The 15030-nt window shown below is 38.8% G+C and carries 13 protein-coding genes and 1 pseudogene; 6 read left to right on the top strand and 8 right to left on the bottom strand.

Annotated features, from left to right (window positions below; all coding sequences use genetic code 11):
* Positions 1-6: 6 nt before the first annotated feature.
* Both rpsR and rpsF read right to left on the bottom strand, forming a co-directional pair.
* Positions 7-258 (bottom strand): 30S ribosomal protein S18, encoded by a 252-nt coding sequence (gene rpsR, locus NBW36_RS04985; RefSeq protein WP_144086916.1) that lies wholly within the window; start codon positions 256-258, stop codon positions 7-9.
* A complete protein-coding gene (gene rpsF, locus NBW36_RS04980) occupies positions 255-614 on the bottom strand; it encodes a 30S ribosomal protein S6 (RefSeq protein WP_250238174.1) in 360 nt (119 codons plus the stop codon). The genes rpsR and rpsF overlap by 4 nt, the downstream gene beginning before the upstream one ends.
* A gap of 160 nt (positions 615-774) precedes the next feature.
* On the opposite strand from rpsF, the gene NBW36_RS04975 reads away from it, so the two are divergent.
* Positions 775-1437 carry a uracil-DNA glycosylase gene (locus NBW36_RS04975; RefSeq protein ID WP_250238172.1) on the top strand — a complete coding sequence of 221 codons (663 nt, stop codon included), beginning with the start codon at positions 775-777 and terminating at the stop codon, positions 1435-1437.
* 13 nt (positions 1438-1450) lie between these two features.
* On the opposite strand, the gene argS is transcribed toward NBW36_RS04975, so the two are convergent.
* From argS to lptB, 3 genes are all read right to left on the bottom strand, one after another.
* On the bottom strand, positions 1451-3235 hold the full coding sequence (argS, locus tag NBW36_RS04970) for an arginine--tRNA ligase (protein ID WP_250238171.1): 1785 nt from the start codon (positions 3233-3235) through the stop codon (positions 1451-1453).
* 161 nt (positions 3236-3396) lie between these two features.
* Positions 3397-4854, bottom strand: a complete 1458-nt coding sequence (gene gatB, locus NBW36_RS04965) for an Asp-tRNA(Asn)/Glu-tRNA(Gln) amidotransferase subunit GatB (protein WP_250238170.1) — start codon at positions 4852-4854, stop codon at positions 3397-3399.
* 190 nt (positions 4855-5044) lie between these two features.
* The gene (lptB, locus tag NBW36_RS04960; RefSeq protein WP_250239172.1) at positions 5045-5776 is read right to left on the bottom strand and encodes an LPS export ABC transporter ATP-binding protein; all 732 of its coding nucleotides are present in this window, start codon (positions 5774-5776) and stop codon (positions 5045-5047) included.
* Positions 5777-6128: 352 nt separating this feature from the next.
* On the opposite strand from lptB, the gene tgt reads away from it, so the two are divergent.
* The 5 genes and pseudogenes from tgt (at position 6129) to NBW36_RS04935 (ending at position 10341) form a co-directional block, all read left to right on the top strand.
* Positions 6129-7253 (top strand): tRNA guanosine(34) transglycosylase Tgt, encoded by a 1125-nt coding sequence (gene tgt, locus NBW36_RS04955; protein ID WP_250238168.1) that lies wholly within the window; start codon positions 6129-6131, stop codon positions 7251-7253.
* Between the two features lie 5 nt (positions 7254-7258).
* Positions 7259-8332, top strand: a complete 1074-nt coding sequence (locus NBW36_RS04950) for an LptF/LptG family permease (RefSeq protein WP_256465577.1) — start codon at positions 7259-7261, stop codon at positions 8330-8332.
* 432 nt (positions 8333-8764) lie between these two features.
* Positions 8765-9295, top strand: a complete 531-nt coding sequence (locus NBW36_RS04945) for an NAD(P)H-dependent oxidoreductase (protein WP_250238164.1) — start codon at positions 8765-8767, stop codon at positions 9293-9295.
* A gap of 80 nt (positions 9296-9375) precedes the next feature.
* Positions 9376-9594: pseudogene (locus NBW36_RS04940) on the top strand (IS6 family transposase); the annotation flags it as partial.
* 246 nt (positions 9595-9840) lie between these two features.
* Positions 9841-10341 carry a pyrimidine dimer DNA glycosylase/endonuclease V gene (locus tag NBW36_RS04935; RefSeq protein WP_250238162.1) on the top strand — a complete coding sequence of 167 codons (501 nt, stop codon included), beginning with the start codon at positions 9841-9843 and terminating at the stop codon, positions 10339-10341.
* Positions 10342-10590: 249 nt separating this feature from the next.
* Here the strand turns inward: NBW36_RS04935 and NBW36_RS04930 are convergent, their stop codons facing one another.
* From NBW36_RS04930 to NBW36_RS04920, 3 genes are all read right to left on the bottom strand, one after another.
* A complete protein-coding gene (locus NBW36_RS04930) occupies positions 10591-11298 on the bottom strand; it encodes an IS6 family transposase (protein ID WP_250239072.1) in 708 nt (235 codons plus the stop codon).
* 147 nt (positions 11299-11445) lie between these two features.
* On the bottom strand, positions 11446-13677 hold the full coding sequence (locus NBW36_RS04925; RefSeq protein WP_250238160.1) for an ankyrin repeat domain-containing protein: 2232 nt from the start codon (positions 13675-13677) through the stop codon (positions 11446-11448).
* A gap of 129 nt (positions 13678-13806) precedes the next feature.
* A complete protein-coding gene (locus NBW36_RS04920; protein WP_250238158.1) occupies positions 13807-14991 on the bottom strand; it encodes a phosphoglycerate kinase in 1185 nt (394 codons plus the stop codon).
* Positions 14992-15030 lie beyond the last annotated feature (39 nt).

Below are 15030 nucleotides of genomic sequence, written 5' to 3'. Positions count from 1 at the left end.
TTTGGTTTACTTTAAGTTATCTGCTACATAAGGAAGCAAAGCAAGCTGCCTGGCACGCTTTACCGCACAAGCCACTTTTTTTTGATACTTTAAACTATTACCACTAATGCGTCTAGGTAGTATTTTCCCTTGCTCATTGAGAAACTTCATTAAAAACTCAACGCACTTATAGTCCACATACTTGATGCCATACCGCTTGAAGCGACAAAATTTCTTAGTGATCGTTTTTTTTTGTATCGATTCGTTTACTAAAGTCATAGCGCTACTGCTTTCTTAGGTTCTTCTTTCCCAGCATCCGACCTCCTTGCCATATTATGCGCCAAGGCATGCTTGTCTAAAGCAAATGTTAAAAAACGCAACACCTGCTCATCTCGTGCATAAGTAATTTCCAACTCCTTAATCAAGCTGGGATCACTTGCAAATTCTATCAGGTGATATACACCGCTTTTTTTATGCTTTATTGGGTAAGCTAATGGCTTTAAACCCATCTCCTCTTCATGTACTATTGTTGCATTACGCCCCACTAAAAAAGATCTGTACCTACTTATAGATGCTTTTATTTGATTGTTAGAAAGTACTGGTGATAGTATAAATACGGTTTCGTAATGTCTCATGTTATCATTAAATAATCCCTAACCTTAGATCCTGGGTAACAAAAGCGAAGCTATAAAAAGAAATGGATAAAGTCAAGTTATTTGTATAATTTTAATGCATTGTATTGTATCCATGTTATAAGTTTTATAAGCTTATGCGTATGATTGAACGCTTACAAACATGAACGTACGAATAGAATCATCCTGGAAAGACGCACTTACCACAGAGTTTGAAAAGCCTTATTTTAAAAAGCTAACGGATTATGTAAGAACAGCCTACCGAAATCGTATGGTTTACCCAGCAGCTAAAAATATATTTAGGGCCTTTGAGCTCTCTACTTTTACCCATACAAAAGTGGTGATTTTAGGGCAAGACCCCTATCACGGCCCAGGTCAGGCAGATGGATTGGCTTTTTCTGTTCCTTTGGGCATCTCTTTTCCACCTTCGTTGAGGAATATTTTTTCGGAACTACAAGCAGATGTTGGGACCCCAAAGCCAACATCTGGCGCATTAGATGATTGGGCCAAGCAGGGCGTATTGTTATTAAATGCCACTTTAACTGTAGAAGCGCATAAAGCAGGGTCTCATCAAAACCAAGGCTGGGAACTTTTTACTGACGCAGTGATAAAAGCCATTGCGAAAGGTAAACAACAGGTTGTCTTCATACTATGGGGGAGTTATGCCGGGCAAAAGGAGGGGTTGATTGATGCCCAGAAACATCTCATACTCAAATCGGCACATCCTTCTTCGCTATCTGCGCATAGGGGATTTTTTCAATGCAAACATTTTAGCAAAGCTAATGCCTATCTATTGGCTACAGGCCAAACGCCTATTGCATGGTAGAAGGAATTGGGTACTACATTTTCTCTGGCAGTTCAATGGTTAAGAGTGTCATGCTCTTTTTCAGTACCCTACCCACACAAATGGAAAGCCATAGCCTAACTGCACTCATATTAAGATTAGGCTCCCGCAATATCGGACAACTTGCATAAAATCTATTATAGGCTTTGGCTAATTCTAAAGCGTAATTGGCGATTACAGAAGGCATGTAGGTGGTTGCCGCCTCCTCTATTGCTTCTGGTAACCTATACAGTTGGAAAATAAGGGCCTGCTCCAGCTGACTTAGTGGAGCGCTTAGGGGATCCAATGAAAGGGCTTGGTCTTCCTTAGCCTTTCGCGCTAGTGAAGAGATTCTAGCATAGGTGTATTGAATAAATATACCCGTATCACCTTGAAAATCAATAGATTCATTAGGATTGAATAACATCCTTTTTTGAGGTGCTACCCGTAGTAAGAAGAATTTTAAAGCGCCCATTGCTAAGGTATGATGCAATTTTTCTAGTTCCTCTCGAGATAATCCTTCAATCTTATGGGTGTTTCCCATATAGTGGCGCACCGTACCCACCATTTCTTCTATCAGGTAATCGGCATCTACTACGTTTCCCTCTCTGGATTTCATTTTACCATCTGGGAGATCAACCATGCCATAGGGAAAATGGTGCATAAAAGATGCATATGGCCTATCCAATTGGGCCATAATGGCAAATAAAACCTTAAAGTGATAGGCTTGCTCATTGCCCACGACATAAATCATTTGATCAAAATAGTAATCTGCATAACGAAAATCGGCTATACCTAGGTCTTGTGTAATATAGACAGCTGTTCCATCGCTGCGCAAGAGCACCTTTTCTCCTAAACCTTGTTTAGATAAATCAACTGCAATTGCGCCATCTGTTCTTCTATAGAATATTTTTTTATGCAACCCCTCTTTTACAATGGTTTTACCAAGCAGATAGGCCTCAGATTCATAATAGGTCTTATCAAAAGTGATGCCCAATTGGGCATAGGTCACGTTGAATCCATCATAGACCCATCGATTCATTTTTTTCCATAAAGCCATCACAGCAGGGTCCCCTTTTTCCCATTCCACCAACATTTTTTGTGCCTGTTGCAAAATAGGAGGGATCTTCTCCCCATTTTTTTCCATAAGGGCCAGTTCTGCTTTATATACTTGGTCAAATTTTACATAGTACTTTCCTACTAAGTGATCGCCCTTTACGCCAGTACTTTCTGGTGTTTCATCCCTACCAAATTGTTGGTAAGCAACCATAGACTTGCAAATATGAATGCCGCGGTCATTGATCAGGTTCACTGTATTTACAGTATAGCCAGCGGAATCTAAGATAGCTCCCAAAGAGCTGCCTAAAAAGTTATTACGCAAATGGCCCAAATGTTGAGGTTTATTGGTATTAGGGCATGAAAATTCTACCACTACATGCCGCCTTTGTTTAGGCAAACGGCCATGGGTTGGATCTTGTGCAATAGATCTTAAAATAGTTATCCAGATGGCATCATCTATCACAAGGTTTAAAAAACCACCCATAACATTATAACTGGCTATTAGATCGGTATGGGTTTGCAGCCATTGGCCTATTTTTTCTGCTAATTCGGCCGGTTGTGCATTGCATCTTTTACAAAAAGGAAATACAGGAAGTGAAAAGGTACCGTGGAATTCTTTTCTGGTAACTTGTAAGCTGCATGCGGCTTCTGATAAGGGTAGATTGTAGAGTTCTAAAAATGCTTCCTGTATGGCTAATTTAAGTTTGGGTTCGAGCTGTATGGAGTCTGTGGGCAAAGGCATAGGTTAAAATTTTGTCTGATAAAACTTAAAATTAAAAATTTATAAGCATAATCTAGTTTGGTCAGCTCATGCAGGTAAAGGATTTTACAATTAATTAAGAAGCAATATAGTTGGTTCTCCGAAAGATCTAAGTATAACAAATATAAAATCAAGGCTTAAGACTAATTATTTAAAGCTTCTTCTAATAACTTACTTACCAGTGGTGCGTTGGCTTTTCCCTGGCTCTTTTTCATAATTTCTCCCATAAACATGGCCAGTAGCCCTGACTTGCCATTTTTATATGCTTCTACTTTGTCTGGATAGGCTGCTAATACTTCTGTAACCAGTGCTTTTAAGTTGGCTTCATCACTGTCCTGTATCAGGTCTATCTTTTTTGCCAGTTCCATAGGTGTTATATCTAATTGTTGTAGCAATAGGGGAAAGATTTGGCTGGCCGCAACGGAAAAACTAACCATGCCACTTTCTACTAATGTGATCAGTGCAACGAAACGGTCTATCGTAAGGGGAAAATCTTCCAAGGAAAGAGATAGCTCATTAAGATAGCCTTTGACAGGGCCCAGCAACCAATTGGCTGCAGCTGTATAGTAAGTGGTATGCTGGCATAGCGCATCAAATAACATGGCAAAGGCTTTATTTTCAGTAAGAACAGAAGCGGTATAGTGCGAAAGACCATATTCTTCTATAAATTTTTTGAAATAGGCTCTTGGCAATAAAGGCATGGTCTTGCGAATGCTTTCTATCCATTCCTGCGAAACCCATATAGGGGGAATATCTGGCTCTGGGAAATAACGGTACTCACTGGCTGTTTCTTTGGCACGAAGGCTAACCGTTTCCCCTGAAGCAGCTTGAAAATTTCTGGTTTCTGCAATCACTGATTCACCTGCTTCTAATCGTGCGATTTGTCGATCGATCTCATAGGCTATGGCCAGCTGAACGTTGCGCATAGAATTCATATTTTTAACCTCTACTCTAGTGCCAAGGCGCTGAGATCCTTTGGATGCTACTGAAATATTGGCATCACAACGCAAAGAAGCCTCTTCCATATTACCGTCACAGATGTCTAAATAGCGAAGCAATTTCCGGATTTCAGCTAAAAATTGATAGGCTTCCGCTCCTGTGGTGATCTCTGGAGCTGTTACCAACTCTAATAAAGGGGTACCTGCTCGGTTATAATCCAATAAAGTAATATCCTCCACTATACCATGTAAAGATTTACCTGTGTCTTCTTCTAAGTGCATTCGAATCAGTGGAATTTTTTTCCCCCCCCCCCCATTAGAATAAATGGTTACAAATCCACCTCGGCAAATAGGGGTGGTATCTTGTGTAATTTGAAAGCCTTTGGGTAAATCTGGATAGAAATAGCTTTTTCTTGCAAAAAAGTTTAAATCTGTAATGGTGGATGCACACGCTAATCCTAACTTTATAGCATAGTCAAATGCTTTTTTATTTACCCTAGGCAACGCACCAGGGTAGGCCAATGTTATAGGACTCAGGTTCGTGTTAGGAAGGGCACCATATTCAGCTCTATCTGAGGAAAACATTTTGCTATCGGTAAGCAATTGAATATGGATCTCTAACCCAATAACGACTTGATACTGCTCTTTTATAATCTCATGCATAGGTTTTTTTCAATATGCTATACGCTGCAGTAATCACAAATATTTTTTCTTAACTTAGTGCCATTGACTGCACGTATACATTAGATTGCGTATAAAACGCAGTATATATCTAATATAGATCGTAGAACGACTTTTTTACTGCTACTGTTTTGCCACTTACAAAGTGTCTATGCAGGTTGTATCATACAGGTTATTCGTAACGCTTTAATTCAAATTTTTCGCCAAGATAAAGCCTCCGTACCTGTTCGTCTTCTGCCAATTCTTCTGCAGTACCTGCTTTAAGCAATGTACCCGCAAACATCAAATAAGCCCTATTCGTAATGGAAAGCGTTTCATCTACGTTATGGTCTGTAATCAAGACGCCAATATTATTACGCTTCAGTTTGACGATAAGCAATTGGATTTCTTCTACAGCAATAGGATCTACACCTGCAAAAGGTTCATCTAGTAACACAAACTTAGGGTCCGTAGCCAATGCTCTAGCTATTTCCGTTCGACGACGTTCTCCACCAGAAAGTACATTGCTTTTGCTTTTTCGTATATGCGTAATACTAAACTCTTCTAATAAACCATCTAATTTTTCTTTGCGTTCCTGTTTGGAAAGACCACGCATTTCCAATACTGCCATGATGTTTTCCTCTACCGTTAATTGTCTAAAGACAGAGGCCTCCTGAGGCAAGTAACTAATACCTTTTTGGGCACGCTTGTATAGGGGTAAGGGGGTGATGCATGTTTCATCTAAATAAATATTTCCACTATTTGGCTTTATAAGCCCAACCATCATATAGAAGGTAGTGGTTTTGCCTGCCCCATTGGGACCTAGTAACCCTACAATTTCACCAGACGCCACCGTAAGTGAGATGTCTTTTACTACCTTACGGCCCTTGTATTCTTTGATTAATGAATCAGCACGAAGTTGCATAGAAATGTTTGTATTGAATGTATCCTCTGCCATTGTGGTTCCCTTCACCCCCTTCCCCGCTAGATTAAATGGTATGGCCGTTTAACTGAATGATAAAAAGCAAATGCACCATCACATCATTTGTTGCAATGATGACATAGACATGTACGATACGTAGATCTGCTCAAAGCGCTAATTTAAGGGAAAATATGGATTTATTACTACTTTACAGATGGCCCTAGCAACACTTCATGCAGGATAAAGGTAAAAAAGCATATATTTGACCTGAAATCCAAAAGGGATGCTAAGTAAGTAGGGATTGCCTACGTTTTTTATAGATACCTATATTTTAAATATATTCATCCATACTTCATTGCAATTTTTAGTAGAACATGAAGACCCCCATTCCAAAGCTAGGGCAGGGCTGATCACTACTAGTAAAGGAACCATTCGTACCCCTATCTTTATGCCAGTAGGTACAATCGGATCGGTAAAATCCATTCCACAGCAAGTATTACAGGACCAGGTCGATGCGGATATTATCTTGGGCAATACCTATCATCTCTATCTGCGTCCAGGCACCAAGGTATTGGATGCAGCAGGAGGGCTCCACGCCTTTATGGGATGGCATCGTCCGATATTAACCGATAGTGGGGGCTATCAGGTCTACTCTCTGGCAGGCAATCGTAAACTTACAGAAGCAGGTGTTACCTTTCGTTCGCATATAGATGGATCCAAGCATCTATTTACACCAGAAGGTGTCGTAGATATTCAACGCAGTATTGGTTCTGATGTGATGATGGTATTGGATGAATGTACACCTTACCCTTGTAGTTATAACTATGCCAAAGATTCTATGGAACGTACCCATCGCTGGCTCAAAAGGAGCATAGATTATTTTGATGCTACCTTAACGGAGCAGTATGCGCATCAAACCCTTTTCCCAATTGTGCAAGGCAGCATTTATAAAGATTTACGTATCCAATCTTCGGAAACCATCGCTGCAGCGGATAGGCCTGGTAATGCGATAGGGGGGGTATGCCATCCTACTGGTCAACTCTATGAAATTACAGCATTGGTTTGTTCGATTTTGCCCAGATCCAAGCCGCGCTATTTAATGGGGGTTGGTACACCGCTGGATCTTTTGGAATGCATTGCCTTAGGTGTAGACATGTTTGACTGTGTGATGCCGACTCGAAATGGGCGCAATGGTACTTTATTTACCACGCAAGGCATATTAAACATTAAAAACAAAAAATGGACGTATGACTTTAGTCCCATAGATGCGGCACTAGGCGGCCCAGTTAGTGGCTATTATTCAAAAGCCTACTTGCGCCACTTGATTACTTCTAAAGAACTATTAGGCGCTCAATTGGCCAGTGTGCATAACTTAACTTTTTATCTATGGTTGGTTCGTCAAGCTAGGACGCAAATTCAGCAGGATAACTTTGTTGCATGGAAAAACCATATACTTAGAACCATCATGGAAAAAATCTAATCAAAATGAAGTTACTAGATCGATACATTTTCAAGAAGTTCTTTTCCACTTTTTTTGTTGTGCTTATCATCGTTACCTTAGTGATTATCGTTATTCACGCAGCGGAACATGTAAGTGATTTTAAAAAACACCACCTGCCCTTTTATCAGGTATTTAACTATTACTGTGTACTGATTCCTTACATAGTGAACCTTTTAGCACCTATTATTGTCTTTTGGACAACCATCTGGGTGACGACTAGACTTGCAAAGCGGTCAGAGATTATTGCCCTATTAAGCAGTGGTGTTAGTTTAGATCGTATCATCACACCTTATATAATCATTGCATTGCTACTTGCTGGAGCCAACTTTTATCTAACGGGTTGGTTATTGGCTAGTGGGAATAAGCCACGTGTTCAGTTTGAAACAGAGTATCTCGACATGGGTTTCTTTGCTCGATCAGACTACCTACAGCTCAAGGTAGGCGCTGATCAATATCTCCATATCACTAAATACCATAGTTACAATAATACGGGCTATGATGTAACCTTAGACACTTTTAAAAATAATGCTCTAATAGAGCGATTGCATGCTGAAAAGATACAATGGCGTACAACGGACCAAACTTGGATGGTGCGATCTTGGCAAAAGCGGGTCCTTTTCCCAAGACATGAAGAACTTACCGCAGGGGATCGCCTAATCATTGCTTTAGCAGTACATCCAGAAGATTTTTCCATTAACCCCAATCTAAAAGACGGGCTGACCTTACCTGAACTAGAGTTACATATTCAAAAATTGATCTATAAGGGTAACGAAACTGTACGTTTTTTCACAGCAGAGAAACATATTCGGTATATGGCACCTTTTGCCATTATCATTCTTATTGTCTTGGGTTTCTTGGTGGCATCACATAAGCTTAGGGGTAGTGTGGGAAGGCGTATTACTTTAGGTAGTATACTCGCTTGTTTGTATATAGTGCTCTTTTTATCTGCCAAAATTGTAGTAGAAACGCAAAGTGAACACCCACTACTTAACATATGGCTCCCTAATATTATCTTTTTTATCTTATGTATGGCCTTCTATCGCCTAGTACCTAAATAATCGTGCTGAGGCCATTGACTATATAGTATAGCATACCAAAGCAAAACGCCTAATAACTAAGGATATTACGTTATTTGCACAAATAATTGCTATATTCGTGCAAATCTTGTTGCTTCCGGGTTATTTTTTAATGGTCTACCATTTGTGTCTATCAACGTGAGTTCGGGATTTATTTGACTGATTTAGAACAATTTAATATCAATTATTTAGTTAATATTTGCACCTATTTAACAAGTTTTTATATCTAATTTTATAAATATAATATATATAATAAACTGATTATCAGAATTATTTATTATTCAACTACCTATTTAACTGTCTATAAAACAAATTTTATTAATTTTTATTAATATTGATTATCAAATGAAAAAATAATATAATCCCCAACTCACGTTATCAAGTTTAAAGAAATGCCGCAGCATGAAAACTAAGGTGCTTATTCTCACTACAACCGAGCCTGGTAATCCCTTTCCAGAAAATTTTAGTTGTTGGTGTGCTGGTGCATTGGAAGCAAAGGGGTGTGATACAGCATTAGAAACCATCAGCTTAGAAAAGTTAATACAATGTTCGTCTAGCGAACCTTTAGAAATTCAACAAGAAAAGTTAACAGCATTACAAGATACCCTGTCCATAATAGAAAAGTTAGTGCTCATTCTTCCTGAACATAACCATATGATACCAGTTGGTTTAGATAACTTTATGGAATTGGCTTCTACCATGAAAAATAAATATAAGTTATGTAAGTTAATAGCCATTGTGATGGATCTCACTACTGATAAAGATAAAGATAAGGATGGCCATTTGTTGTTTCGTTATCCACTCCACAAATTGGACACGCTTTTTGGTTCAACCTTTAGTGCCAACCGTATACAAATTAAAAATAGTCCAACTGGAAATATGTGTCCGCTCTTTGCAGAATCTTATAGCGATCTTTGTCAACTGATTCAACAAATTTTAGCGTAATTCCTTAGTATCTACTCAGCGGTATGGCCATGCTACGAAAAAAATACAAAACCGCCCCTTGTAAAAAGTGGTTCTGTCGCGTTTATTCTAAAAGCGGTAGTAATAAAGCTGCCCTTGATGCGATCAATACAGATCTTGATCAAGATCATACCATTCAAATATTGCAAAACAAATATTTGAATAATAGAGTTGAACAAGATCATAGGTTTATCAAACGTATGATTCAAAAAGGACAAGTAAGAGGAGCTAAAAATCATCTTTCTACTTTTGAGAACTTTGCTATCTTAATGGCCGCATAATATCCAAAATTTGACTTAAACGAAAAACCTATACTAAGAAAACTATAGACGCGACAGAACCCACTTACGTCGACTGGCTGAAATATCTGCAAAACTTAATTGATTATTTGTTTTGATGGCCATAACAATATTATTAAAAAGCTTAAGTTTAAACGATTAAAGAATCAACCTAATTTAACCATTGTATAACACTAAAAGTCACTTTTTATAACAAAGCTTAAAACTCTATTGCAACAACTTCAATTTATGAATATTTTTGTTACTAATAACTGTCCTATAATATCTGCCCAAGCCTTGGATAACAAACGTGTAATTAAAATGGTCTTAGAGACGGCACAGTTGTTAAGTACCGCAATATTCATTAATAGTGGCGTTAGTTATGATAATATTTATAAACCAACTCACATCAAACACCCATGTACTATTTGGGCTGCATTGAATATTGGTAATTGGAACTGGTTATTCCACCATTTTGTAGCATTATGTGAAGAGTATAGTTTTCGTTATAACAAAAAACATGTTTCCACAAATTTATTACCATATTTGTTAGAACACAGCTCTGATATTCAAGATGGTATAATAACTCCATTTCCTAATTGTACTAAATCAGAAATCATGCAGGTAGATTTTAAGCATATTAGCGATCCTTGTGAAGCTTATAAAAAATATCTCAATGCAAAATGGCACCATGATAAATTATCACCTAAATGGATTAACAGAGAACCACCTTTATGGTATAATCACTGATTTTATAGTATAAATATTATACTGGACTGAAAAAATCGGAAGTGTTCTATAAACTGTGTCACATCTCCTGTTCATCTCAACGTCTCTTTTAATCTACCGGGAAAAAAGATGTCTATCTGAGATATGGTCAACGCCCAGTTTCGCAGCGGCATAGTCCATTTATCCTCGATCTTCTTTATGGCACAATAAGTTCTGTCGCGTCTATAGTTTTCTTAGTATAGGTTTTTCGTTTAAGTCAAATTTTGGATATTATGCGGCCATTAAGATAGCAAAGTTCTCAAAAGTAGAAAGATGATTTTTAGCTCCTCTTACTTGTCCTTTTTGAATCATACGAATGTTTTCTATCCCTGAAATAGTAATGGAAGCAGAATAAAAATTCTTAAAACCCAGCATAGGTTTTATCCGTTTTTTGATAAACCTATGATCTTGTTCAACTCTATTATTCAAATATTTGTTTTGCAATATTTGAATGGTATGATCTTGATCAAGATCTGTATTGATCGCGTCAAGGGCAGCTTTATTACTACCGCTTTTGTCAATTACTACTTTCTTAGGAATATTATTTTCTGTGATCGCCTTTCGAAAAAAAGAAAGCGTTGAAGACTTGTCTCTATGCTCAGATAGAAAAAAGTCAACTGTATCACCATAACGATCTACTGCTCTATATAAATAGATCCACTTCCCGTTTAGTTTAACATAGGTTTCATCCATTCTCCAACTACTACCAATTGGTCGTTTTCTTTTTCTTACTGCTTTATCTATCAGAGGAACAAACTTAATAACCCATCTCTGTAGCGTAGAATGATCAACTCTTGCGCCTCTCATACGCATCATCTCTTCCAAATCTCTATAGCTCAAGGAAAAACGACACTTCATGTATACAAATAACAGGATGACTTCTGATGAAGAACAATAACCTTTAAAATATGGTAATAACTCGGGAGAAATATTAAACATAATAACTACTTTTTTAAATACCGATACTAAAATAATCATTTTTTAGAATAAACGCGACAGAATCCCCACATGTGGTCGAGTTGCTCCAAAGAGAAGGTATAAGTTGCAAGTAGAAAGTGTCCCCTTAAAAATGAGTAGAAAGTTCGTTTAATTGAAGCAGCATGGCGGCTTTTGATTTTCCAGTTTTTTTTCTTGATGTGCAAAGTAAACGTTTAACAATTGATAACACTTTATATATCCATTCTGTAGCGCCAAATAACCAGGTGTCTTATTAAACTTATTTTTCTTTAATAAAGCACCTGCTTGTATGAGCTCTTGTACCACTTTAATATGGCCATTTTGAGCAGCAAGATGTAAAGGTGTGTTTTTATGCTGGTCTAATGCATTAATTTCTGATTTTGCACCTAGAATAGCCCTTAGACAGACTTCACAACCATTTTGAGCAGCAAGGTGTAAAAGGGGCTTCCCCTTCTTTTTTTTAATATTTACCTTTGCACCATAACGTATAAGCAATAAAACACAATCAACATGTCCATTCTTGACTGCAGCATACAAAGGGGTCTCATTAAATTGATTGGCCATATCTAGTTTAGGCTTGCTTTTAATAACCTTATTCAGGAGCGGTTGACCTGAAACTTTGCTTTTGAGCTTTTTAGTTATAGAATGCTCATTCTGATCGGCTTCAATCAATGCCTCTACACAATCCAAATGGCCATTAGCAGCTGCTAGATAGAGAGGGGTTTCCTTAGCCTTATTGTAGACTCTAACCTTTCCACCTGCTTGTATCAATGCTTTCAAACAAGCTATGTATCCTCTTTTTGCCACTACATGCATGGCTGTAGCACCTGATTTTTTTGCAACATTCACTTTAGACTTTGCTTGGATAAGTGCTTGCAAAGCAATCAAGTTCCCCGCTTTTGCAGCTATATGCAGGGGTATTACCCCCCATTGATTGGCTGTATTTACTGGCGCACCAGATTTTATAAGCTCTAAACTAGCATCTATATTTTGATATGCAATAGATAAATGAAGGGGGGTGTTTTTAAACCTATCGACAATAGAAGGGTTGACACCAGCTTCTAGAAGTGCTTTTAAACACCTTATATTACCGCTTTGGGTAGCCATATGTAATGGTGTACATCCTATGTGGGTTGTGGCATGGGGATTTGCACCAGCTTGTAACAACCTACCTAGACAGGCATCGTGTCCATAGAAAGCACTTAGATGAAGAGGGATTTTGTTGTGGAAATCTGGAACATTTATAGCCGCTCCTGCCTGAATAAGCTGCTCCACACAAGCAAAATGGCCTGATCGAGCAGCCCAATGCAAAGGGGTACGCTTCTTTTCACCCATTAGCTGTACATATGTTTCATTGATGGCTATCAACGCTTTTAAACAATCGCTTTTACCATACCGAGCCGCTAAGTGTAAAGGGGTATTTTCGCCTTTATCGCGAACAGATGGATTACCACCTGCCTTTAACAATAGATTTAAACAATCCAAATGACCACCTAACACGGCAGCATGTAAGGGTGTATTGAGCCCTTCTACTGCATGGATATCTGCCTTATGATGTAGTAGCTCCTTTAACGCGGCCAGTTTGCCATGTTGAGCGGCTAAGTAAAGGGGTGAAATGCCACTGGGTGTTAAGGCACTTACATTAGCATAGTGATGGACTAATAAACGTATAGAGGCCACATTACCACTTTGCGCAGCAGCATGTAGCGGGGTTAACTTATGCTGCTTGGTAAATACCTGCACTTTTGCACCTGCCTTTATTAGGGCTTGAACAGATAAAGGTGAACCTGATAAAGCAGCACAATGCAAAGGTGTACAATCATCCTTATCAAATCCATTTACATTTGCTCCTTTTCGAATGAAGTAGTAGATAGCTGGCGCTTGGCCAGCTTCTGCAGCAACGTGAAGGGGGGTCCTACCTTGATAATCGGAGAGCTGAATGGTGGCACCAACCGCAATAAGCTCTCGAATAACGGGCAGGTGTCCATTCTGAGCAGCAAGATAGAGCGGTGTTCTACCCAGATAATCAACTATATTTACCTTAGCACCTACATTAATAAGCTCTTGTAGACAAAGCAAAGAACCTCTGGCGGCGGCAATATGCAATGCACTAATGTTATTTTTGTCCAATACCTGAATATTTTTACCAGAAGCAATTAAAGAACGAATATGGGCTACATTCCGCTTGGCAGCTGCTAGGTGCACCTCTATAGGCGATATATGCTTTATAGGTATGGATTTAGCTATTGTAATCTGATCAACTGATTGGACCGCTTGTGGTCTATTTCCATAAGCAGAATATATGCCACTCATACACAACCCCATACAAATTCCAAATAGTAGGATTTTTTTGTTAAGCATATAATAATTCTGTTTTTGTAAATGGCTAGATTGTAGCTATGGTACTTCAAAAAATTAAACAGTATACTGTACCACAACCATGACTCTACAAACCAGCTACAGGTGTAAAGCAATAAAAATATTGCTGAGCTATTCCTTAAGTGCCTCTAAGCTTGGTAGTTTTCTATCTGCTGCAATATAGGCCAACAATGCCCCTCCTCCTGTAGAAATATAGGAAACCTGATTTTCATATCCTATTTGCTTAATAGCAGCAGAGGTATCTCCACCCCCTACTATGCTGTAGGCACCATGCTGAGTGGCTTGTGCAATGGCCTGGGCAATAGCCACTGTACCAGCGGCACATTGATCCCATTCAAATACCCCCATAGGCCCTGCCCATAATATGGTCTTAGCCTCTAGAATCCACGCAGAAAAACGTGCTTGCGTAGCTGGCCCAATATCTAAAATATTGGCACCACATGGCATATCTGCAAGCGATAAGGTAGATGGCGCAACCTGTGCATGCATTTCAGGGGCCGTTAGGGCATCTGTTGGCAACCATAACTGACAGTGGCTATTGCACATTAGCGCATCAAACAACCTACTGGCAATCGCCTCTGGTTCGGTATAGGAAAGGTATCTAGCCTGTTTTGCATGGTAAAAAGGTAGTACAAGCCCTCCGCCAATCAATATATGGTCTACGTAACGCATTAAGCCTTCAATAGGTTTTGCCTTATCTACCAGTTTATTGCCACCCATAATGGCTACAACGGGAGATTGTTCTTTTGAAAAAAGCTTATCAATAGCCGCTATCTCTTGCTGCAATAAGTAGCCCGCATATCGTTCTTTAAAATAAGCAGGTAGCAAACTAGTAGAAACATGCTTTCTATGAATGGTTCCAAAAGCTTCATTAATATATACATCTGCCAATGCAGCCAATGCTTGCGCAAAGTGCTTATCCTCTAATGTTTCTTCTGCATGAAAACGAACATTTTCGAGTAATAAGATGCCACCTGGCGCTAGCGTGTTTATCTGTTCTTGTACCGCTGCTCCTATACAATTGGGCGCAAACTGAATAGGTTGTTTCAATAAACTAGATAATGTAGGTAAGAGCCTGCTTAACGAATAACGTGCTGCATATCCATGTTTAGGCCTTCCAAAATGAGAGAGTAAAATGGCTATGCCGCCATCCTTTATTACTTTTTGAATGGTTGGTACACTCCTTCGAATACGTCGGTCATCAATAATGACACCTTGGTCCGTTATGGGTACGTTAAAATCAACCCGTATAAGGACTTTTTTATCCTGAAAAGAAACGTCTTGAATACCAACCACAAAATTTATATTTTAATAGTCTAGTAGGTGCTAGAACAT

Origin of the sequence: Cardinium endosymbiont of Oedothorax gibbosus (assembly GCF_936981045.1) — a bacterium.
Taxonomy (GTDB): domain Bacteria; phylum Bacteroidota; class Bacteroidia; order Cytophagales; family Amoebophilaceae; genus Cardinium.
Note: the sequence above shows the minus strand (reverse complement) of the source record. Positions and strands in the feature narration are given on the sequence as shown.

What these genes read in the sequence shown, in the direction of transcription:
- rpsR (WP_144086916.1), bottom strand. Translation starts at nt 258, where the DNA reads ATGACTTTAGTAAACGAATCGATACAAAAAAAAACGATCACTAAGAAA.
- rpsF (WP_250238174.1), bottom strand. Translation starts at nt 614, where the DNA reads ATGAGACATTACGAAACCGTATTTATACTATCACCAGTACTTTCTAAC.
- NBW36_RS04975 (WP_250238172.1), top strand. Translation starts at nt 775, where the DNA reads ATGAACGTACGAATAGAATCATCCTGGAAAGACGCACTTACCACAGAG.
- argS (WP_250238171.1), bottom strand. Translation starts at nt 3,235, where the DNA reads ATGCCTTTGCCCACAGACTCCATACAGCTCGAACCCAAACTTAAATTA.
- gatB (WP_250238170.1), bottom strand. Translation starts at nt 4,854, where the DNA reads ATGCATGAGATTATAAAAGAGCAGTATCAAGTCGTTATTGGGTTAGAG.
- lptB (WP_250239172.1), bottom strand. Translation starts at nt 5,776, where the DNA reads ATGCAACTTCGTGCTGATTCATTAATCAAAGAATACAAGGGCCGTAAG.
- NBW36_RS04950 (WP_256465577.1), top strand. Translation starts at nt 7,259, where the DNA reads ATGAAGTTACTAGATCGATACATTTTCAAGAAGTTCTTTTCCACTTTT.
- NBW36_RS04935 (WP_250238162.1), top strand. Translation starts at nt 9,841, where the DNA reads ATGAATATTTTTGTTACTAATAACTGTCCTATAATATCTGCCCAAGCC.
- NBW36_RS04930 (WP_250239072.1), bottom strand. Translation starts at nt 11,298, where the DNA reads ATGTTTAATATTTCTCCCGAGTTATTACCATATTTTAAAGGTTATTGT.
- NBW36_RS04925 (WP_250238160.1), bottom strand. Translation starts at nt 13,677, where the DNA reads ATGCTTAACAAAAAAATCCTACTATTTGGAATTTGTATGGGGTTGTGT.